The following is an 18919-nucleotide window of genomic DNA, read 5'->3' on the forward strand; positions in this document are numbered from 1 at the left end:
TGTCAGACGGGTGGGCCTTCCGGTCCCGTCGATGTGGGGGGCGCGATACCGCGGACGCACCGCGATGCTGATTGCATTCAACGGGTTCCTGAGCATCGGCTTCTTCGGCTTCAGCCAATGGCTGCCGACGCTGCTCGCCGCCCAGGGCGCAACCGTCGCGAAGAGTCTCGGCTATGCGTTCGTGATCGCGTTTGCCTATCCGGTGTCGCCGCTCGTCGCCGGTCTGGTCGCGGACCGGATCGAGCGCAAGTGGCTCATCGTCGCGTCGGCGTTCGGCGTGGCGCTGTTCGGCAGCGCGTTCGCGATGTCGGCGCAAGCGCCGTTCGTGATCGCGTTCGGCCTGCTCGTCACGTTGTCGAGCACGGTGCTCGCGAGCAACGGCACCGCGTACCAGTCGGAACTGTTTCCGACCGCGATCCGCGGGCGCGCACTCGGTTTCGTGCATTCGATCGGCCGCCTGACCGGGGCCGTCAGCAGTTTCATCGTCGCGCTGCTGCTCGAGCGGGCGGGCGTGTCGGCGGTGTTCGCGCTGATCGGCGGCAGCATGCTGATCGTGATGCTGTCGATCGGCGCGTTCGGGCCGCGCACCAACAACCGGTCGCTCGACGATATCCCGGAGGAGGCCGACGCCGCCATGGCGCAACGGCCGGCGCGCACGCTCGACGTGCTGCCGACGCGCCGTTCGTGACCGCGTGACGGCGCAACGGCGGCTACGTGCTCATCGCAAGCGCGTTCGCGCCGACGTGCCATCGCAGACACTCGACGACGAGCGCATGATCGCGCGCGTCGTCGAGCCCCGCGATCGTCATCGCGCCGACGATGCCGGTGCCGGCGATCCGCAACGGCACGCCGCCGCCGTCGAGCGCATAGTCGTCATCCGACAGTCCCTGCGACTGCAGCGACCAGCCGGCGCGTCGAAAGCGCTCGCCGACCGCGAGCGAACTCAGGCCGAAGCGCAATACCGTGTTCTGCCGCCGGCGGATCGCGTCGCTGTCGCCGGCGGCGCTGCCGTCGAGCGCGCAGTAGAACAGCGGCGCCTGCTCGCCGACGATGCTCACCGCGATCGGCAGCCCGCGGCGCGACGCAAGGTTGACAGCGATTTCACCCATCCGGCGGGCGACGGCCGCATCGAAGCGCGGCAGCGGCGGGTTCGACGCGTCGTCGTCGAAGGGATGGGGTTCGAGGCGAAAGAGGGTCGTCACCATGGCGGCTCCGTGGCGTCGCCGGCTCTGGGTGCGCGTGCCGGGCGTCGCATCGTCACGGGCCGCGCGCGGGCCCGTCTTTCCATCAGCGCTTCGGTGCGTCGAGCATCCACTCGTGCGCGGGATCGTTCTTGAACGCCCACGCGCGGCTCGGCCCGGCCATCACGTTCAGGTAGTACAGGTTGTAGCCGTGCGGCGCGACGACCGGGTGGTAGCCGCGCGGCACCATCACGACGTCGTGGTCTTCGACCGCGCACGCTTCGTCGAGGCTGCGGTCGTCCGTGTATACGCGCTGGAACGCGAAACCCTGCGGCGGATCGATCCGGTGGTAATAGGTTTCCTCGAGCGACGTTTCTTCCGGCGCCGCGTCGCGGTCGTGCTTGTGCGGCGGATAGCTGCTCGAATGGCTGGCCGGCGTGACGACCTCGACCACGAGCAGCCGGTCGGCCGCCGGGTTGTCGCCCATCAGGATGTCGCACACGTAGCGCGTGTTGGTGCCTTGCCCGCGCACCGAGCGGCGCATCCGTTCGCCGTCGAGGCGTTGCACGGGCTTGTCGCCGCTCGCGTACGGCGCGGTGCACAGCGCGATTTCCGCATCGCGCGTCGCGACCAGCGTGACTGTCTTGCCGCCCGGCACGTACAGCGCGTCCGGCGACACGTCCTCGAAGACGCTGTCGCGCTTGCCGAGCGCATCGTAGGTCGTGCCGTCGATGTCCGCGCGCACCGTGCCGGTGAGCACGACGACGCACAGCTCGCGCGCGCCGGTGTCGAGCGTTTCGGTGTCGCCGGCCGTCAGGCGCAGCGCCCGAAAACCGACGTGCTTCCAGCCGGCCGACTCGGGCGTGACGTTGCAGATCTCGCGGTCGGCAGAGGCCTTGACCAGCAGGGGAGAAATCGTCATGGGGTGGGGCTCCGCAATAGAGTAGGGCTCACGCGTTCACGCGCTCAACCGGTCGACGATCGCGCGCAGCGATTCGTAGCCCTTCTTCGCATACGCATAGCTCGGCGCGACGGCCGGATCCTGCTCGGCCTCGACCACGAGCCAGCCTTCGTAGCCGGCGTCCTTCAGCGCGTGCAGCGTCGCCTCGTAGTCGAGCGCGCCGTCGCCCGGCACCGTGAAGGTGCCGTTGATCACGCCGTTCAGGAAGCTCCAGCCGTCGTTGCGCGCCTGCGTGACGACCTGCGGCCGCACGTCCTTGCAATGCACGTGAACGACGCGCGATACATGCTTCTTCAACAGCGTGACCGGGTCGGCCGCGCCGCCGAAATATGCGTGGCCGGTATCGAACAGCAGGAACACCTTCGCCGGGTCGGTCAGCGCCATCAGCCGGTCGACGTCGTCGGGCGATTCGACGTACGCGCCCATGTGGTGATGGTAGGCGAGCTTGATCCCGTACGTGTCGAGCAGGTGCGCGCCGAACGCGTCGAGGCGCGCCGCATAGCGCCGCCAGGCTGCGTCGTCGACGAAGCGCGGCCGCTTCGCGACCGGCGTGTCGATGTTGCCCTGGATCGTGCCCGCGCATTCGCCGTAGACCACCACCTTCACGTCGTTGTACTGCAGCTTCGTCATGTGCGCGCGGCAGCGCTCGATCTCCGCGGCGACCGCATCGGCGTCGCTCATGCCCGGCGCGACTTCGGCGAGGAAACCCGAGTACCAGCCGGACACGCACACGAGGCCGAACTCCGCGAGCTTCGCCTTCAGCTCGGGGCCCGTCTTCGGAAACTTGTTGCCGAGCTCGAAGCCCGCGTAGCCGATTTCGGCGCCTTCCTTCAGCGCCGTTTCGAGCGGCGTCTCGCCGCCGAGCGACGGCAGGTCGTCGTTCATCCACGACAGGGGATTGATACCGATGCGGACGTTCCAGCTCATGACGTGCTTCCTTGGTTCGAATGTGTTTTTCGCGGGGAGGGTGCGTGGGCCGTGCGCGCCATCAGCGCCGCTGCCCGGTCTTCGCATCGAGATACGCGCGGTGCGCGGCCTCGACGCCGGCGCGTTCGGACACCTGCGGCACCGCGACTTCCCACCACGCGCCGCCGTCGTCGGTCGTGCGCCGGTGCGTGGTGTCGATCACGAGCACCTGGCTCTTCGTCGCCGCGCGGGCGCGCTTCATCTCGCTGCGCAGCTCGCCGATGTCGCGCACGTGCACGGCTTCGGCGCCCATCGCGCGCGCATGCATCGCGAAATCGATCGTCGAGCGTTCGCCGCCCTCCGGTACGCAGTCGTCGAGCATGTTGTTGAAGCTCGCGCCGCCGCAATTCAGTTGCAGCCGCTCGATGCAGCCGTAGCCGCGGTTGTCGAGGATCACGACGATGAGCTTGCGGCCGAGCATCACGGACGTCGCGAGTTCCGCGTTGAGCATCATGTACGAGCCGTCGCCGACGATCACGATCACTTCGCGCTCGGGCCGTGCGAGCTTCGCGCCGAGGCCGCCCGCGACCTCGTAGCCCATGCACGAGTACGCATAGTCCATGTGGTAGTTGCCCGGCACGCCGCTGCGCCACAGCTTGTGCAGCTCGGCCGGCAGCGTGCCGGCTGCGCAGACGACGAGGTCGTCGCGCGCGCTGTCGAGTCCCGCGTCGGTTGCGGAATCGCGCACCGCGCCGATCACTTCCGCGTCGTACGGGAGCGTGTCTTTCGGCATGCGGGTCGTGAGTTCGGTCACGCGCGCGTTCCATGCGGCGGCCTGGTCGCGGTTGCTGGCGGTCCATGCCGGATCGGCGCGCCACCCGGCCAGCGCGGCCGACAGCTGGCCGAGGCCCGTGCGCGCATCGGCCACCAGTTGACGGCCGCGTTTCTTGCCCGCGTCGAACGGCTGCACGTTTAGGCTCAAGAGCGTCGCGTTGCCGTAGAGCGCATGCGAGCCGGTCGTGAAATCCTGCAGCCGCGTGCCGACCGCGAACACCACGTCGGCCTGCGCGGCCGCACGGTTCGCGGCAGGCGAGCCCGTCACGCCGATCGACCCGAGATTCAGCGGGTGGTCCCACGCGAGGCTGCCCTTGCCGGCCTGCGATTCCGCGACCGGCACGCCATGCGTATCGGCGAACGCACGCAGCGCGTCCCACGCCTGGCTGTACAGCACGCCGCCGCCCGCGACGATCAGCGGTTTCTTCGCGGCCTTCAGCACGTCGAGCGCATCGGCGAGTTCGAGCGTGTCGGCCGGCGGCCGGCGCATCCGGATCACCGGCGGCGCGAAGAAATCCTCGGGCCAGTCGTACGCGAAAGTCTGCACGTCCTGCGGCAACGCGAGGCACACGGGGCCGCATTGCGCGGGGTCGGTCATCACCTGGATCGCACGCGGCAGCGCGACGAGCAACTGCTCGGGCGACGTGATCCGGTCGAAGTAGCGCGTGACCGGCCGGAAGCAGTCGTTCGCGCTGACGTCGCCCTGTTCGAAATCCTCGACCTGCTGCAGCACGGGGTCGGGCAGCCGCGACACGAACACGTCGCCGGGCAGCAGCAGCAGCGGCAGCCGGCCGACGTGCGCGAGCGCGGCCGACGTCAGCATGTTGGTCGCGCCGGGGCCGATGCTCGACGTCGCGGCCATCATCCGCTGGCGGAAATTCGCTTTCGCGAACGCGACGGCCGCATTGGCCATCCCTTGCTCGTTATGGGCGCGGAAGGTCGGCAGGCGGTCTTTTTCCGCGTGCAGCGCCTCGCCGAGCCCGGCCACGTTGCCATGGCCGAAGATCGCGAACACGCCGCCGCAGTACGGCAGGATCTCGGTGCGGCCGTCGGGCTGGACGACTTCGGCGCGCAGGGCGGCCAGGTAGCGCACGAGCGCCTGGCTGACGGTCAGTCTCACGGTAGAGGTCATGTCGGTCGGTGAAGAGGAATGGGTCATCGCAGGCGTCGCGTCAGGCTGCGTCGGCGCGGGCGGCCGCGGCACGGCGGCCGAGCCACGCGTCGACCAGCTGCGCGAAGTTGCCGGCGACTTCGTCGATCAGCGCCTGGTCGTCGATCCGGCCGGCGAACCAGTTCAGCGAAGCGTCGGCCCACAGCGTGCGCCCGACCATGAAGCCCTTGACGATCGGGTTGGTCGCCGAGCGGAAGCTGTCGACGAGGTATTGCAGCGGCTGGTTCAGCCCGAGGATCACCGCGCCGCGGCAGTGCGGGTCGCGCTCGGCGATCAGCGCGGCGAGCCGCGTCCAGCCGTCGGCGCTCAGCGGCGTGAGCTTCCACCATTCGGGCATCACGCCGAGGTTGTAGAAGCGCGCGATCGTGCGCAGCACCGCGTCGTCCTCGGTGCCGGCCGGCGTAACCGCGCGCGGCGGAATCATTTCCAGCAGCAGTTCGTTGCCGCTGGCGCGCGTCGCTTCCCACAGTTCCAGCACGCGCTGCTCCTGTTCGACGCGCAGGTCGACCTGGTCGTCGGGGTGATAGTGCACGAGGCACTTCACGACCTGTTCGGTCGGCCAGTGCGTGAGCGACGAGCCGACCGAGCGCGTTTCGTCGAAACGCAGCGGCCGCGAGCCCGGCAGCTCGACCGGGCGGCCGACCCACCAGCCGCGTCCGGTCGCCGACGCAAGCGCGTCGCTGCCGTAGCCGCCACCGTCGATCAGCACACCGACGTGGCCTTCGATATGACGATCGCGCTCGACTTGTTCGACCGCGCGCACGAGCAGGCGCTTCAGCGTCTTGATCCGCGCTTCGTCCGCGCCGGCCTGCACCGCGAGTTCGTAGAACTGGCTGCGATGGTCGAACGCCATTACGCACAGGTCGTCCCATTCGCGGCGCGGCACCGTCACGCGATGCAGGTGCGCGAGCGTGTGGTCGGCGTCGACCACCGGATTGCGGCTGCCGTCGAACCAGTGCGCGAGCTCGGCCGGCGTCGGCATCGCGGCCGAACACGCGTGGCGCGACACGACGATCGCGCCGCACGCGTTCGCGATGCGCGTCGACTCGGCCCAGTCGCGGCCGCGCAGCAGCCCTGACAGCAGGCCCGACAGGAACGCGTCGCCCGCGCCGAGCACGTTGAGCACCTCGACGCGTTCGCCGAGGAAGGTCGGTGCATCGTCGATGCGGGCGGGAATGTCGCCTTCTATCACGCAGCAGCCGAGCGCGCCGCGCTTGACGACCAGCGTCGCGTTCGTGATGTTGCGCACCGCCTGCAACGAGCCGATCACGTCGTGCGGCACGCCGCCCGCGATCAGGAATTCCTCCTCGGTGCCGACCAGCAGGTCGAATTCGCCGAGCACCTGCTGCAGTTGCCGCGTCACCTGCGCGTCCGGCACGTAGCGGTTTTCGCCCGCGCCGCGTGAGGTCAGTCCCCACAGCACGGGCCGGTAGTCGATGTCGAGAATCCGCACGACGCCATGGCGGCGCGCATAACCGAGTGCCGTCAGCGACGCCTCGCGCGTACCCGGCGTCGACAGATGCGTGCCGGTGATCGCGAGCGCGCGGCAGCCGGCGATGAAGTCCTCGCTGATCTCGTCGGCGCGCACGGCCATGTCCGCGCAGTTCTCGCGCACGAACAGCAGCGGGAACGTGTCGCGATCCTTCAGCCCGAGCAGCACCAGCGCGGTGAGGCGCTCGCGGTCGGTCTGCAGCTGGCTCGTGTCGCAGCCTTCGCGCTCGAGCGTCTCGCGCAGGAAGCGGCCCATCTGCTCGTCGCCGACACGCGAGATCATCGCGGTCTTCAGCCCGAGCCGGGCCACGCCGAACGCCACGTTGCCGGACGAGCCGCCGAGATACATCTGGAAGCTGCGCGCATCCTCCAGACGGCTGCCGTACTGCTGCGCATAGAGATCCACGGCCACGCGGCCGAGGCAGGCGAGATCGATGGGGCGGTCACTCGGAAAGTTCAGCAGGCTCATATCACGTGTCACGCTCGCGGCCGGCGTTCGGCGATGCCGGCGGATTAGGGGACCGATCCTCTGGCGGCCGTCCGCACCGTGTACTGCACGACGCGGGACTGCCTGCCGCAAGGAATCGGGCTACGGAACGGAGTCTAGACTTTTTGGAAATACAGTTCCCTAGGTGAAATCACGTAGAAATAAATTTCCAAATTTTCGAGGAAGTGATCTACAGTTTCATCCGGATGCTTCAGTCCCGATCGGACCAGATCGGACTCGGCCCGGCGGCGCGCAACGCGCCGTCTTCCGCCCCCCGGAGATGAGGAGACAGATTGATCATGAAGACCAAGCTGATGGCCGTCGCGGCCGCCGCGATCCTGGCTGCGCCGCTCGCGCATGCCGAGAAGATCGGCGTGACGATGGCGTCGTTCGACGACACGTTCCTGACCATCCTGCGCAACAGCATCGCCGATTCGGCGAAGAAGGATGGCGCGACGGTACAGATCGAGGACGGCGGCAACGACGTCGGCAAGCAGTTGAGCCAGGTCCAGAACATGATCGCGCAGAAAGTCGACGCGATCATCGTGAATGCGGTCGATACCGACGCGACGCCGAAGATCACCAAGATGGTGACGGCCGCGAAGATCCCGCTCGTCTACGTGAACCGCAAGCCGGTCGATTTCGACAAGCTGCCGGCCGGCGTCGCGGTCGTCGCGTCCGACGAGAAGCAGTCGGGCACGCTGCAGGCGCGCCAGGTGTGCAAGCTGCTCGGCGGCAAGGGCGACCTTCTCGTGCTGATGGGCGAACTGTCCAACGAATCGGCGCGCGCCCGCACCAAGGACATCGAGGACGTGATCGCGACGAAGGATTGCTCGGGCATGAAGATCGTCGACAAGCGCGAAGGCAAGTGGAGCCGCACGCAGGGCCAGGACATCACGATGAACTGGCTGAGCTCCGGCACGAAGTTCGACGCGATCATCTCCAACAACGACGAGATGGCGATCGGCGCGATCAACGCGCTGAAGGCCGCGCGCAAGCTGACGCCGAAGACGATCGTCGCCGGCATCGACGCGACGCCGGACGGCCTCGCGTCGATGAAGAGCGGCGAGCTGAAGGTGTCGGTGTACCAGAACGCGGCGGGGCAGGGCCAGCAGGCCGTCGCGGCCGCGCTCAAGCTCGCGAAGAAACAGCCCGTCGACCGCTACGTGAACGTGCCGTTCGAGCTGGTGACGCCCGAGAACATGAACCAGTACGCGAAGCACTGACCGGTGATCCGTTGAACTGCGCGGGCCCGGCATGGCCGGGTTCGCGCGCGACTTGTCGAGGAACGTCCATGTTTACAGCCAGAGTCGCGCGCCCGATGGCCGGCGACGATGCGCGGGCCGCTTCGTCCGGCCCGGCCGGCTCGTCGGCCCCGCCGGCTTCTTCCGCGGCCGACTGCGTGCTCGAAGTGCGCGGCGTCGGCAAGTCCTTTCCCGGCGTCGTCGCGCTCGACGGCGTGCAGTTCCGCGTGCGTCGCGGCACCGTCCATGCACTGATGGGCGAGAACGGCGCGGGCAAGTCGACGCTGATGAAGATCATCGCGGGCGTCTACACGCCCGACCAGGGCGAGATCCTGATCAACGGCGAGCCCGTCGTGCTGAACGGCCCGCTCGATGCGCTCGACCGCGGCATCGCGATGATCCACCAGGAACTCAACCTGATGCCGTACATGACGGTCGCGGAGAACATCTGGATCCGCCGCGAACCGAAGAACCGCTTCGGCCTGATCGACCACGCCGCGCTGCGCCGCCAGACGGCCGAGCTGTTCGAGCGGCTGTCGATCGACATCGATCCGGAAACCGACGTGCGCACGCTGACCGTCGCGAGCCGCCAGATGGTCGAGATCGCAAAGGCCGTGTCGTTCGACTCCGACGTGCTGATCATGGACGAGCCGACTTCCGCACTGACCGACAAGGAAGTCACGCACCTGTTCCGGATCATTCGCCAACTGCGCGAGCAGGGCAAGGGCATCGTCTACATCACGCACAAGATGAACGAGCTGTTCGAGATCGCCGACGAGTTCTCGGTGTTTCGCGACGGCAAGTACATCGGCACCCATGCATCGAGCGACGTCACGCGCGACGACATCATCCGCATGATGGTCGGGCGCGAGATCACGCAGATGTTCCCGAAGGAAGAAGTGCCGATCGGCGACGTCGTGCTGTCGGTGAAGAACCTCGGCGTCGACGGCGTGTTCCGCGACGTGAGTTTCGAACTGCGCGCGGGCGAGATCCTCGGCGTGGCCGGCCTCGTCGGCTCGGGGCGCTCGAACGTCGCGGAGGCGCTGTTCGGCGTCGTGCCGGCCACGTCGGGCGAGATCCGGATCGACGGCAAGCCGGTGCGCATCACGACGCCCGCGCAGGCGATGAAGTACGGGATGGCCTTCCTCACCGAAGACCGCAAGGACACCGGCTGCTTCCTGAATCTCGACCTGCTCGCGAACATGGAAGCCGCGGTGCTCAGCAACCGCTACGTGAAGTTCAATTTCGTGCGGCAGGCGCAACTGAAGCGCGACTGCGAGGAAATGAGCCGGATGCTGCGTGTGAAGTCGCCCGGGCTGCACGAGGAAATCCAGAACCTGTCGGGCGGCAACCAGCAGAAGGTGCTGATCGGCCGGTGGCTGCTCACGCAGCCGCGCATCCTGATCCTCGACGAACCGACGCGCGGCATCGACGTCGGCGCGAAGGCCGAGATCCACCGGCTCGTCAGCGCGCTCGCCGGCAAGGGCGTCGCGGTGCTGATGATCTCGTCGGAAATGCCGGAAGTGCTGGGAATGAGCGATCGCGTGATGGTGATGCACGAAGGGCGCATGACCGGCATCGTCGATCGCAAGGACGCCGACCAGGTCCGCATCATGGATCTCGCGTCGCGCTGAGCCGAACCAAGATTGGAGACAAGGAAATGGGCAACATGAACCCGGTCGCGGATGCGCAGACCATGACCATCAAGACGCGGCACACGAAGTGGCCGCCCGAGCTGAGCATCTTCCTCGTGCTCGTCGGCATCAGCCTGTTCTTCGAGATCGTCGGCTGGATCGTCGTCGGCCAGAGCTTCCTGTTCAACGCCGAGCGGCTCGAGATCATCGTGCTGCAGATGGCCGTGATCGGCATCATCGCGGTCGGCGTGAACCTCGTGATCATCACCAGCGGGATCGACCTGTCGTCGGGGTCGGTCGTGGCTGCGGCGGCGGTCGTATCCGCGAGTCTCGCGCAGGTATCCGATTTTCCACGCGCGGTGTTTCCGCACCTGACCGACCTGCCGATCATCTGGCCCGTGCTGGCCGGCGTGTGCGTCGGGCTGCTGGTCGGCCTGCTGAACGGCTCGCTGATCGCGATGACGGGCATCCCGCCGTTCATCGCGACGCTCGGCACGATGGTCGCCGCGCGCGGCTTCGCAAAGTGGTTCACCAACGGGATGCCGGTGTCGATGCTGACCGACCAGTTCGCGGCCATCGGTGCGGGTGCCAACCCGGTGATCATCTTTCTCGTGGTCGCCGCGATCTTCCACGTCGTGCTGCGCTACACGCGTTTCGGCAAGTACACGTATGCGATCGGCGCGAACCGTCACGCGGCCGTCGTGTCGGGCATCAACGTCACGCGCCACCTGATCTTCGTCTATGCGATCGCGGGCCTGCTGAGCGGGATCGCCGGCACCGTGACGGCCGCCCGCGCGATCTCGGGCCAGTCGGGCATGGGCGTGATGTACGAGCTCGATGCGATCGCGGCGGTCGTGATCGGCGGCACGTCGCTGTCGGGCGGCCTCGGCCGCGTGACGGGCACCGTGATCGGCGTGCTGATCCTCGGCGTGATGACGTCGGGCTTCACGTTCATCCGCATCGACGCGTATTACCAGGAGATGGTCAAGGGCGCGATCATCGTCGCGGCCGTGATCGCCGACCAGTACCGCAACAAGAAGAAGCGCCGCTGAGCCGTCAAGCATCGCCGGCCGAGGGCGGCACGTGCCGCCGCCTGCGTCCGGCACCCGCCACCGTCGAGGACATTCGATGAAGATCGCGCTGGACCCGTACATGATTCGCCACCTGCCGCTCGACCGCCTGCCGCACGCGGTGGCCGAGCTCGGCTACGACCAGATCGAGCTGTCGCCGCGCAGCGACTTTCTCGACTGGTGGGTGATGCCGCGCGCCACGCGTGAACGGATGGCCGCGTTCCGGCAGGCGATGCGCGCGAGCGGCGTCGGCCTTGCGTCGCTGCAGCCGATGTACCGCTGGGCGAGCCCGTTCGAGGACGAGCGGCAATGGGCGGTGCGTTGCTGGAAGAAGGCGATCGAGGTGGCGGTCGAGATGGAGTGCGCGCTGATGGTGTCGGAGTTCGGGCGCGGCGCGTCGCCCGAGCGCTCGGTCGGCGAACGGCCGGGGGCGAACCCGAAGGAATTGTGCGAAGCCGCGTGGTTCCGGTCGATGGACGAGCTGCTGCCGATCCTCGAGCGTGAACGCATCGTGCTGTCGGTCGAGCCGCATCCGGAGGACTGGATCGAGCAGTTGCAGCCCGCGATCGACATCGTCACGAACATCGGCTCGCCGTCGCTGAAGCTGTCGTACATCGCACCGCACACGTTCTACTACGGCGACGACATGGCCGCGATGATCGCGCAGGCCGCGCCGATCCTCGCGCACGTGCGCGTGGCCGATACCTTCGATCACCGCAAGAGCAGCCAGCTGCGCTACATCGTGAACCCGCCGGGTTCGAACCAGATCCGCGTGCACCAGCATCTCGACATCGGGCAGGGCGAGATCGACTGGGACGTGTTCTTTCGCGCGCTCGGCGCGGCAGGCTTCGACGGCGTGATGTCGTCGTGCGTGTTCGCGTGGGAGGAGCGTGCGGAAGCGTCGTCGCGCTACATGCGCGACACGATCCAGCGCTACGTCGATCGTCATTTCGATCGATCCGCGCACTGACGAATGACTGACCGGTGCGGCGCGTGCCGCACCGCCAATGAACGACTGGAGACTTTTAGATGACCTTGCAAATCGGCGTGATCGGCTGCGGTGCGATCGGCCAGGACCATATTCGCAGACTGACCCGCACGCTGTCCGGCGCGCGTGTCGTGGCCGTCAACGACATCGATCCGCAGCAGGCGCGCGACGCGGTGACGAAGTACGGGCTCGACGCCGAGATCTACGGCGACGGCCACGAGGTGGTCGCGGCTGCCGACGTAGAGGCCGTGCTCGTCACGTCGTGGGGGCCGACACACGAAGCGTTCGTGCTCGACGCGATCGCGCACGGCAAGCCCGTGTTCTGCGAGAAGCCGCTCGCCGTCACGGCCGAAGGCTGCATGCGGATCGTCGAAGCCGAAGTCGCGCACGGCAAGCGGCTCGTGCAGGTCGGCTTCATGCGGCCGTACGACGAAGGTTACCGCGCGCTGAAGCGCGTGATCGACAGCGGCGAGATCGGCGCGCCGCTGATGCTGCACTGCGCGCACCGCAACCAGTCGGTCGGCGAGCGCTACACGACCGACATGGCGATCACCGATACGCTGATCCACGAACTCGACGTGCTGCGCTGGCTGCTTGGCGAGGACTACGTGAGCACGCAGGTCGTCTATCCGAAGAAGACGCGCCATGCATCGTCGCATCTCGCCGATCCGCAGATCGTGCTGCTGGAAACCGCGAGCGGCGTGCGCATCGACGTCGAGATCTTCGTGAACTGCCAGTACGGCTACGACATCCAGTGCGAGGTGGTCGGCGAGCAGGGCATCGCGAAGCTGCCCGATCCGCCGGCCGTGGGGCTCAAGCACGCGGCGCGGCAGTCGGTCGAGATCATGACCGACTGGAAGGAGCGCTTCATCGCGTCGTACGACGTCGAGCTGCAGGCGTTCATCGACGGCGTGCGGGCACACGCGCTCACCGGGCCGTCGGCCTGGGACGGCTACGCGGCAGCGGTCGCGGCCGACGCCTGCGTGCGTGCGCAAAAGAGTGGGGCGGTCGAACCGATCGCGATGGCCGAACGCCCTGCGTTCTATCGCGGCTGAACCGCAGCCGCCTACCTGCCGGACTGACCGACATGACGATGAAGATGGGTTGCGCACCGTGCTGCTGGGGTGTCGACGACGTGAAGAACCCGCACTTGCCGCCGTGGCGGCAGGTGCTTGCCGAAGCGGCCGCGGCCGGCTACTCGGGCATCGAGCTCGGGCCGTACGGCTATATCCCGCTCGAGCTGGACGTGGTGAGCGCCGAGCTGGAGCGGCAGCGTCTGAGCATCACCGCCGGCTCCATCTTCGACGATCTGGTGTCGCCGGGGAACTTGCCGAACCTGCTGCGCCAGACGCGCGACATCTGCGCGTTGATCACGCGGCTGCCGAAACTGCCGACGCAGGACGGCCAGCGCCATGCGGCGCCGTACCTGGTCGTGATGGACTGGGGTCACGAGGAACGCGACTACGCGGCCGGTCATGGTGATCGCGCGCCGCGGCTGTCGGACGAAAGCTGGGCGGCGATGGTCGAGCAGATCCGGCAGATCGCGACGATCGCGCGCGACGAATTCGGCGTGCGCACGGTGATCCATCCGCATGCGGGCGGCTACATCGAGTTCGCGGACGAGATCGACCGGATCGTCGCCGACATTCCGGCCGACACGGCCGGCCTCTGTCTCGACACGGGCCACCTTTACTACTCGGGCATGGACCCGGAAGCCTGGCTGCGCCGCCACGCGGCGCGCCTCGACTACGTACATTTCAAGGACATCGATGCGGCCGTGTACGACGCGGTGATGGGCGAGCACATCGCGTTCTTCGCCGCGTGTGCGCGCGGCGTGATGTGCCCGATCGGCACCGGCGTGCTCGACTACCGGTCGATCCGGCACGCGCTCGACGACATCGGCTACGCCGGCTACATCACGATCGAGCAGGAGCGCGATCCGCGCAATGCCGGCACGAGCCTGCGCGACGTCGCCGCAAGCCGCGCGTTTCTCGCGTCGGCCGGCTTCGCATGATTCGGCGCACCGCGCACCCCCTGAACTGAACACGGACCTGGAACACCACCATCATGATTGACGGACAGATTCTGCTTGGACATTCGATTCGCTGGGGCATGGTCGGCGGCGGGCTCGGCAGCCAGATCGGCTACAGCCACCGGTCGGCCGCGTTGCGCGACGGCAGCTTCCAGCTGGTCGCCGGCGCGTTCGACATCGATCCGGAACGCGGCCGCCAGTTCGGCGTGAAGCTCGGCGTCGCGGCCGAGCGCTGCTATCCCGACTACGCGTCGATGTTCGACGCCGAGGCGCGCCGCCCGGACGGCATTCGCGCGGTGTCGATCGCGACGCCGAACAACACGCACTTCGAGATCTGCCGCGCCGCGCTGAACGCGGGGCTGCACGTGGTCTGCGAGAAGCCGCTGTGCTTCACGACCGAGGAGGCCGAAGCGCTGCAGCGGCTGTCGGTCGAGAAGAACCGGATCGTCGGCGTCGCGTACGGTTATTCCGGACACCAGATGATTGAACAGGCGCGCGAGATGATCGCGCGCGGCGATCTCGGCGAGATCCGCATCGTGCAGATGCAGTTCGCGCACGGGTTCCACAGCGAGGGTGTCGAGGCCGCGAGCGCGGCCGCGCGCTGGCGCGTCGACCCGAAGTTCGCGGGCCCGAGCTACGTGCTCGGCGACATCGGCACGCATCCGCTGTACATCTCCGAAGTGATGGCGCCCGAGCTGAAGATCCAGCGCCTGATGTGTTCGCGGCAGAGCTTCGTGAAGAGTCGTGCGCCGCTGGAAGACAACGCGTTCACGATCATGGAATACGATACGGGCGCGGTCGGCTACGTGTGGTCGAGCGCGGTGAACGCGGGCTCGACGCACAGCCAGAAGGTGCGCGTGATCGGCTCGAAGGCGAGCGTCGAGTGGTGGGACGAGCATCCGAACCAGTTGCGCTACGAAGTGCAGGGGCAGCCCGCCCAGGTGCTCGATCGCGGGATGGGTTATCTGCATCCGCATGCATTGCGCGAGGATCGCATCGGCGCCGGGCATCCGGAAGGGCTGTTCGAGGCCTGGTCGAATCTCTACGCGCGCTTCGCGCTCGCGATGGATGCGGCCGATCGCGGCGACGCCGCGGCGTTGAAGAACATCCGTTATCCGGACGTCCACGCGGGCGTGGAAGGCGTGCGCTGGGTCGAGAACTGTGTGCGCTCCGCCGATGCGGGCGGCGTGTGGGTCGACTATCGCTGAACCGGCGGCACGGGCCGGCTGAGGCGCGCTGCGCGCCCGTCGTGCAAGGCTTCGCACCGACGGCCGGCCTTGGTAGACACCCTAATCTTTACGACGCCGCGAGAGCGTTGGACAATCGCTTCCAGTATTGCCGTGGAGCGTAGGCAAGTGATGATCGAGCGCGTGGGAGCGAGCACGCGGCGCGGGCCGCGCCGCAAACGTGATTAAATTCGCCCTTCATGCATGTATCCAGGTGAGCCCCGGGCCGCGTCCGTCAACATCGCGCGCACGTCGGGGCCGTCAACTTCGCGCTATCCGATGAGTTCATCCGAGAAACCTCCCGCCACCGTCGAGCAGTTCCTGCAGCATCTGACGCAGGAGTACGACGGCCTCAGCAATCGCCTGAAGGTGATTGCGCGCCACGTGGAAACGCATCGGGACCAGCTTGGCCTGGAAGGCATCCAGTCGCTCGCGGAAGCGTGCGGCGTCCAGCCGTCGGCTGTCGTGCGTTTCGCGAAGCATTTCGGCTTTTCCGGCTTCTCCGAGATGCAGCGGCTGTTCCGCGAAGGGATCGCGCAGCAGATCGCGCCGGGACGCGCGTACAACCTGCGGCTGCGCGACGTGATCGAATCGGGCTCGTCGAGCCTGCAGCCCGAGCAGATCGCCGACGAGTTCATCAAGGGCAGCATCGCCGGGATGCAGCAGCTGCGGCAGACGCTCGATTCGCAGGCGCTCGCGCAGGCCGTCGACCTGCTCGCCGAAACGCAGGCGATCTGGATCGCGGGCTCGCGGCGCGCGTTTCCGATTGCCGTGTACCTCGACTACGCGCTGCAGCACACCGACAAGCGCATCGGCTTGTTCAGCGCGCTCGGCAGCATGCATCTCGGGCAGATCCGCTCGGTGCGCGAGGGCGACGTGATGATCGTCATCTCGTTCATGCCGTATGCGGAGGAAACCGTGCAGGTCGCGCAGCAGGCCGTGCAGCGCGGCGCGCGGCTGATCGCGATCACCGACAGCCGGATGAGCCCGCTGGCGCGGGAGGCCGAGGTGACGCTGATGGTGCAGGACAGCGCCACATTCGGCTTCCGCGCGCTGACCGCCACGATGGGTCTTGCGCAGAGCCTGTTCGTCGCGCTCGCGTACCGGCTCGAACTGTCGTACCTGCCGACCGCCGACGGCGCGCACGGCACGAAGGCCGGCTGACGCATCCTGCCGGCGCACCGCCCGCATGACAGAGCCGCGGGCGGCATGCCGTCAGGCGGTTACTTCGCGGTCGGCATCGCGAATTCGGCGCCCTTGCCGATGCTCGACGACCAGCGCTGCATCACCGACTTCTGGCGCGTATAGAAGCGCACGCCTTCCTCGCCGTACGCGTGCATGTCGCCGAACAGGCTCTTCTTCCAGCCGCCGAAGCCGTGCCACGCCATCGGCACCGGAATCGGCACGTTGATGCCGACCATCCCGACCTGGATGCGCCGCGAGAACTCGCGTGCGATGCCGCCGTCGCTCGTGAAGCACGACACGCCGTTGCCGAATTCGTGCGCGTTGATCAGGTCGACCGCCTCGCCGAAATCCTTCACGCGCACGCAGCCGAGCACGGGCCCGAAGATTTCTTCCTTGTAGATGCGCATGTCGGGCGTCACGTGGTCGAACAGCGTGCCGCCGGTGAAGAAGCCTGCCTCGCGACCCGGCACGCGCAGCCCGCGGCCGTCGACCACCAGTTGCGCGCCTTCGTTCACGCCTTGCTCGATATAGCCTTCGATGCGCTTGAGTGCTTCGCCGGTGACGATCGGGCCCATCTCGACTTCCGGCGACATGCCGTCGCCGATCACCAGCTTGCGCGCACGCTCGGCCACCAGCGGCACGATCTTGTCCGCAATGTCGCCCACCAGCACTGCGACGCTGATCGCCATGCAGCGTTCGCCGGCCGAGCCGTACGCGGCGCCGATCAGCGCATCGACGGCCTGCTCGAGGTTCGCGTCGGGCATCACGACGAGGTGGTTCTTCGCGCCGCCGAGCGCCTGCACACGCTTGCCCGACTGCACGGCGCGCTGCTGCACGTAGGCCGCGATCGGCGTCGAGCCGACGAAGCTGACGGCCTGCACGTCGGGATGGTCGAGCAGCGCGTCGACCGCGCCCTTGTCGCCCTGCACGACGTTGAACACGCCGGCCGGCAGCCCGGCCTGCGTGAGCAGGTCGGCGATGAACAGGGCCGCCGACGGGTCGCGCTCGCTCGGCTTCAGCACGAACGTGTTGCCCGTCGCGATTGCGACCGGGAACATCCAGCACGGCACCATGCACGGGAAGTTGAACGGCGTGATGCCCGCGACGACGCCGAGCGGCTGGCGCATCGTCCAGTTGTCGATGCCGGTGCTGACCTGGTCGGTGAAGTCGCCCTTCAGGAGTTGCGGCACGCCGCACGCGAATTCGATGATGTCGATGCCGCGGGCGACTTCGCCCTGCGCGTCGGAGAATACCTTGCCGTGCTCGGCCGTGATGATCGCCGCGAGGGCGTCGCGATGCTCGTTCATCAGTTGCAGGAAGCGGTGCATGACGCGCGCGCGGCGGATCGGCGGCGTCGCGGCCCAGGCCGGGAACGCGGCGTTGGCCGACGCGACGGCCTGCTGCACTTCGCTGTCGTCGGCGAGCGCCACGCGGCGCACCGCACGGCCGAGCGCGGGATTGAGGACGTCCTGGAAGCGGCCGCTGCGGCCGGCGACGGGCGCGCCGTCGACATAGTGGCCGACGTCGGCGTCGGAGGTGTACGCGGGAACCGGATTCATCGTGTCTCCTGGGGATCGGGTGAGGGTGGACAGCACCCAGTCTAGGCAAACGCACCGGGCGGGAGAAGGCCGCGCAGCTTGATTCACTGTTCAGAATTCTGAATAATCACCGGATGAATCAGCAAAATGTCCAGGCGCTCTGGCCGCATATCCATTCGCTGACGGTGCTGGCCGCGGCCGGCAGTTTCACCGCCGCCGCGCAGCGGCTCGGCATCAGCAAGGCCGCGATGAGCCAGCGCATCGCCGATCTCGAAAAAGCGGCCGGCGTGCCGCTCGTGCGGCGCACGACGCGCAGCGTGCGGCTCACCGACGCCGGCCAGACGCTCGTCGACAGCACGCGCGACGCGTTCGAGTCGATCGGGCAGCACTTCGCGCGCGTGAAGGATCTCGCCGGAGAACCGCGCGGCCTGCTGCGCCTGACGGTGCCGGTCGCGCTCGGGCGCCAGCAGGTCGTGCCGCACCTGCCCGATTTCCTGCGGCAGCATCCGGGCGTGCAGATCGAGCTCGACCTGTCGGATCGGCTGCATTCGCTGACGCAGGAGGGTTTCGACCTCGCGATCCGCCATACGACCACCGCGCCGCAGACCCACGTCGCCTGGAAGCTGTGCGACACGCGCTCGCTGCTCGTCGCGAGCCGCGACTACCTCGACGCGCGTGGCGCGCCGCGACACCCGAGCGAGCTCGTCGATCACAGCTGCCTGTGCTACCTGCGCGACAACGAGCCGGCCGCATGGAGCTTCGAGCCGCACGGCCGTCGGCGCGAGCGTGTGAGCGTGCCGGTGCGCGGCAGCTTCGCGGCGAACAACAGCGAGGCGATGCGCGAGGCCGCGCTCGGCGGGCTCGGCATCGCGCTGCTGCCGGATTTCAGCGCGCAGCGCGATCTCGATGCCGGCCGGCTGGTCGCGCTGCTCGACGGCTGGCGGCCGTCGGGTGCGTTCGGCGACCACATC

Annotated in this window: 16 protein-coding genes; 10 read left to right on the forward strand and 6 right to left on the reverse strand. The window is 67.9% G+C overall.

The features are described 5' to 3' along the window. Window positions 1-688, forward strand: a 688-nt coding sequence (locus G3N93_RS15860; protein ID WP_206133441.1) for an MFS transporter, incomplete at its 5' end; no start/stop codon positions are given. Window positions 689-710: 22 nt separating this feature from the next. On the opposite strand, the gene G3N93_RS15865 is transcribed toward G3N93_RS15860, so the two are convergent. The 5 genes from G3N93_RS15865 to iolC all read right to left on the reverse strand — a co-directional run bounded on the left by G3N93_RS15865 (window position 711) and on the right by iolC (window position 7013). Continuing rightward, window positions 711-1205: a heme-degrading domain-containing protein gene (locus tag G3N93_RS15865; protein WP_174934582.1), complete on the reverse strand. Its 495-nt coding sequence runs from the start codon at window positions 1203-1205 to the stop codon at window positions 711-713. Window positions 1206-1287: 82 nt separating this feature from the next. Further along, window positions 1288-2103 carry a 5-deoxy-glucuronate isomerase gene (gene iolB, locus G3N93_RS15870; RefSeq protein WP_206133442.1) on the reverse strand — a complete coding sequence of 272 codons (816 nt, stop codon included), beginning with the start codon at window positions 2101-2103 and terminating at the stop codon, window positions 1288-1290. A gap of 36 nt (window positions 2104-2139) precedes the next feature. After that, window positions 2140-3069, reverse strand: coding sequence for a myo-inosose-2 dehydratase (iolE, locus tag G3N93_RS15875; protein WP_174934569.1), 930 nt, complete (start codon window positions 3067-3069; stop codon window positions 2140-2142). 61 nt (window positions 3070-3130) lie between these two features. Next, window positions 3131-5014 (reverse strand): 3D-(3,5/4)-trihydroxycyclohexane-1,2-dione acylhydrolase (decyclizing), encoded by a 1884-nt coding sequence (iolD, locus tag G3N93_RS15880; RefSeq protein ID WP_174935225.1) that lies wholly within the window; start codon window positions 5012-5014, stop codon window positions 3131-3133. 40 nt (window positions 5015-5054) lie between these two features. Continuing rightward, complete coding sequence (iolC, locus tag G3N93_RS15885) at window positions 5055-7013, reverse strand: 5-dehydro-2-deoxygluconokinase (RefSeq protein ID WP_174934566.1); 1959 nt, start codon at window positions 7011-7013, stop codon at window positions 5055-5057. Between the two features lie 317 nt (window positions 7014-7330). Between iolC and G3N93_RS15890 the strand changes: the two genes are divergently transcribed. The 8 genes from G3N93_RS15890 (at window position 7331) to G3N93_RS15925 (ending at window position 16389) form a co-directional block, all read left to right on the forward strand. Then, window positions 7331-8257 carry a sugar ABC transporter substrate-binding protein gene (locus tag G3N93_RS15890; protein ID WP_174934560.1) on the forward strand — a complete coding sequence of 309 codons (927 nt, stop codon included), beginning with the start codon at window positions 7331-7333 and terminating at the stop codon, window positions 8255-8257. A gap of 68 nt (window positions 8258-8325) precedes the next feature. After that, window positions 8326-9909: a sugar ABC transporter ATP-binding protein gene (locus G3N93_RS15895; RefSeq protein ID WP_174934558.1), complete on the forward strand. Its 1584-nt coding sequence runs from the start codon at window positions 8326-8328 to the stop codon at window positions 9907-9909. A 26-nt stretch (window positions 9910-9935) separates the two neighbouring features. Next, the gene (locus G3N93_RS15900; RefSeq protein WP_174934556.1) at window positions 9936-10961 is read left to right on the forward strand and encodes an ABC transporter permease; all 1026 of its coding nucleotides are present in this window, start codon (window positions 9936-9938) and stop codon (window positions 10959-10961) included. 76 nt (window positions 10962-11037) lie between these two features. Next, window positions 11038-11949: a sugar phosphate isomerase/epimerase family protein gene (locus tag G3N93_RS15905; protein ID WP_206133443.1), complete on the forward strand. Its 912-nt coding sequence runs from the start codon at window positions 11038-11040 to the stop codon at window positions 11947-11949. A 59-nt stretch (window positions 11950-12008) separates the two neighbouring features. Then, on the forward strand, window positions 12009-13022 hold the full coding sequence (locus G3N93_RS15910; protein ID WP_174989217.1) for a Gfo/Idh/MocA family protein: 1014 nt from the start codon (window positions 12009-12011) through the stop codon (window positions 13020-13022). Window positions 13023-13054: 32 nt separating this feature from the next. Next, window positions 13055-13981 carry a TIM barrel protein gene (locus G3N93_RS15915; protein ID WP_206133444.1) on the forward strand — a complete coding sequence of 309 codons (927 nt, stop codon included), beginning with the start codon at window positions 13055-13057 and terminating at the stop codon, window positions 13979-13981. 53 nt (window positions 13982-14034) lie between these two features. Continuing rightward, window positions 14035-15207: a Gfo/Idh/MocA family protein gene (locus tag G3N93_RS15920; RefSeq protein ID WP_206133445.1), complete on the forward strand. Its 1173-nt coding sequence runs from the start codon at window positions 14035-14037 to the stop codon at window positions 15205-15207. Window positions 15208-15504: 297 nt separating this feature from the next. Continuing rightward, entirely contained in the window at window positions 15505-16389 is an 885-nt protein-coding gene (locus G3N93_RS15925; protein ID WP_174934546.1) for a MurR/RpiR family transcriptional regulator, read from the forward strand. Window positions 16390-16448: 59 nt separating this feature from the next. Here the strand turns inward: G3N93_RS15925 and G3N93_RS15930 are convergent, their stop codons facing one another. Further along, complete coding sequence (locus tag G3N93_RS15930; RefSeq protein ID WP_206133446.1) at window positions 16449-17969, reverse strand: CoA-acylating methylmalonate-semialdehyde dehydrogenase; 1521 nt, start codon at window positions 17967-17969, stop codon at window positions 16449-16451. A gap of 113 nt (window positions 17970-18082) precedes the next feature. Between G3N93_RS15930 and G3N93_RS15935 the strand changes: the two genes are divergently transcribed. After that, window positions 18083-18919: LysR family transcriptional regulator (locus G3N93_RS15935; RefSeq protein WP_206133447.1), on the forward strand; the 837-nt coding region annotated here is incomplete at its 3' end.

The organism is Burkholderia sp. Se-20378, from assembly GCF_017104665.1.
Taxonomy (GTDB): domain Bacteria; phylum Pseudomonadota; class Gammaproteobacteria; order Burkholderiales; family Burkholderiaceae; genus Burkholderia; species Burkholderia lata.

Excerpts from the sequence above, each read along its gene's own strand:
- G3N93_RS15865 (WP_174934582.1), bottom strand. The coding sequence starts at position 1,205 with ATGGTGACGACCCTCTTTCGCCTCGAACCCCATCCCTTCGACGACGAC.
- iolB (WP_206133442.1), bottom strand. The coding sequence starts at position 2,103 with ATGACGATTTCTCCCCTGCTGGTCAAGGCCTCTGCCGACCGCGAGATC.
- iolE (WP_174934569.1), bottom strand. The coding sequence starts at position 3,069 with ATGAGCTGGAACGTCCGCATCGGTATCAATCCCCTGTCGTGGATGAAC.
- iolD (WP_174935225.1), bottom strand. The coding sequence starts at position 5,014 with ATGACCTCTACCGTGAGACTGACCGTCAGCCAGGCGCTCGTGCGCTAC.
- iolC (WP_174934566.1), bottom strand. The coding sequence starts at position 7,013 with ATGAGCCTGCTGAACTTTCCGAGTGACCGCCCCATCGATCTCGCCTGC.
- G3N93_RS15890 (WP_174934560.1), top strand. The coding sequence starts at position 7,331 with ATGAAGACCAAGCTGATGGCCGTCGCGGCCGCCGCGATCCTGGCTGCG.
- G3N93_RS15895 (WP_174934558.1), top strand. The coding sequence starts at position 8,326 with ATGTTTACAGCCAGAGTCGCGCGCCCGATGGCCGGCGACGATGCGCGG.
- G3N93_RS15900 (WP_174934556.1), top strand. The coding sequence starts at position 9,936 with ATGGGCAACATGAACCCGGTCGCGGATGCGCAGACCATGACCATCAAG.
- G3N93_RS15905 (WP_206133443.1), top strand. The coding sequence starts at position 11,038 with ATGAAGATCGCGCTGGACCCGTACATGATTCGCCACCTGCCGCTCGAC.
- G3N93_RS15910 (WP_174989217.1), top strand. The coding sequence starts at position 12,009 with ATGACCTTGCAAATCGGCGTGATCGGCTGCGGTGCGATCGGCCAGGAC.
- G3N93_RS15915 (WP_206133444.1), top strand. The coding sequence starts at position 13,055 with ATGACGATGAAGATGGGTTGCGCACCGTGCTGCTGGGGTGTCGACGAC.
- G3N93_RS15920 (WP_206133445.1), top strand. The coding sequence starts at position 14,035 with ATGATTGACGGACAGATTCTGCTTGGACATTCGATTCGCTGGGGCATG.
- G3N93_RS15925 (WP_174934546.1), top strand. The coding sequence starts at position 15,505 with ATGAGTTCATCCGAGAAACCTCCCGCCACCGTCGAGCAGTTCCTGCAG.
- G3N93_RS15930 (WP_206133446.1), bottom strand. The coding sequence starts at position 17,969 with ATGAATCCGGTTCCCGCGTACACCTCCGACGCCGACGTCGGCCACTAT.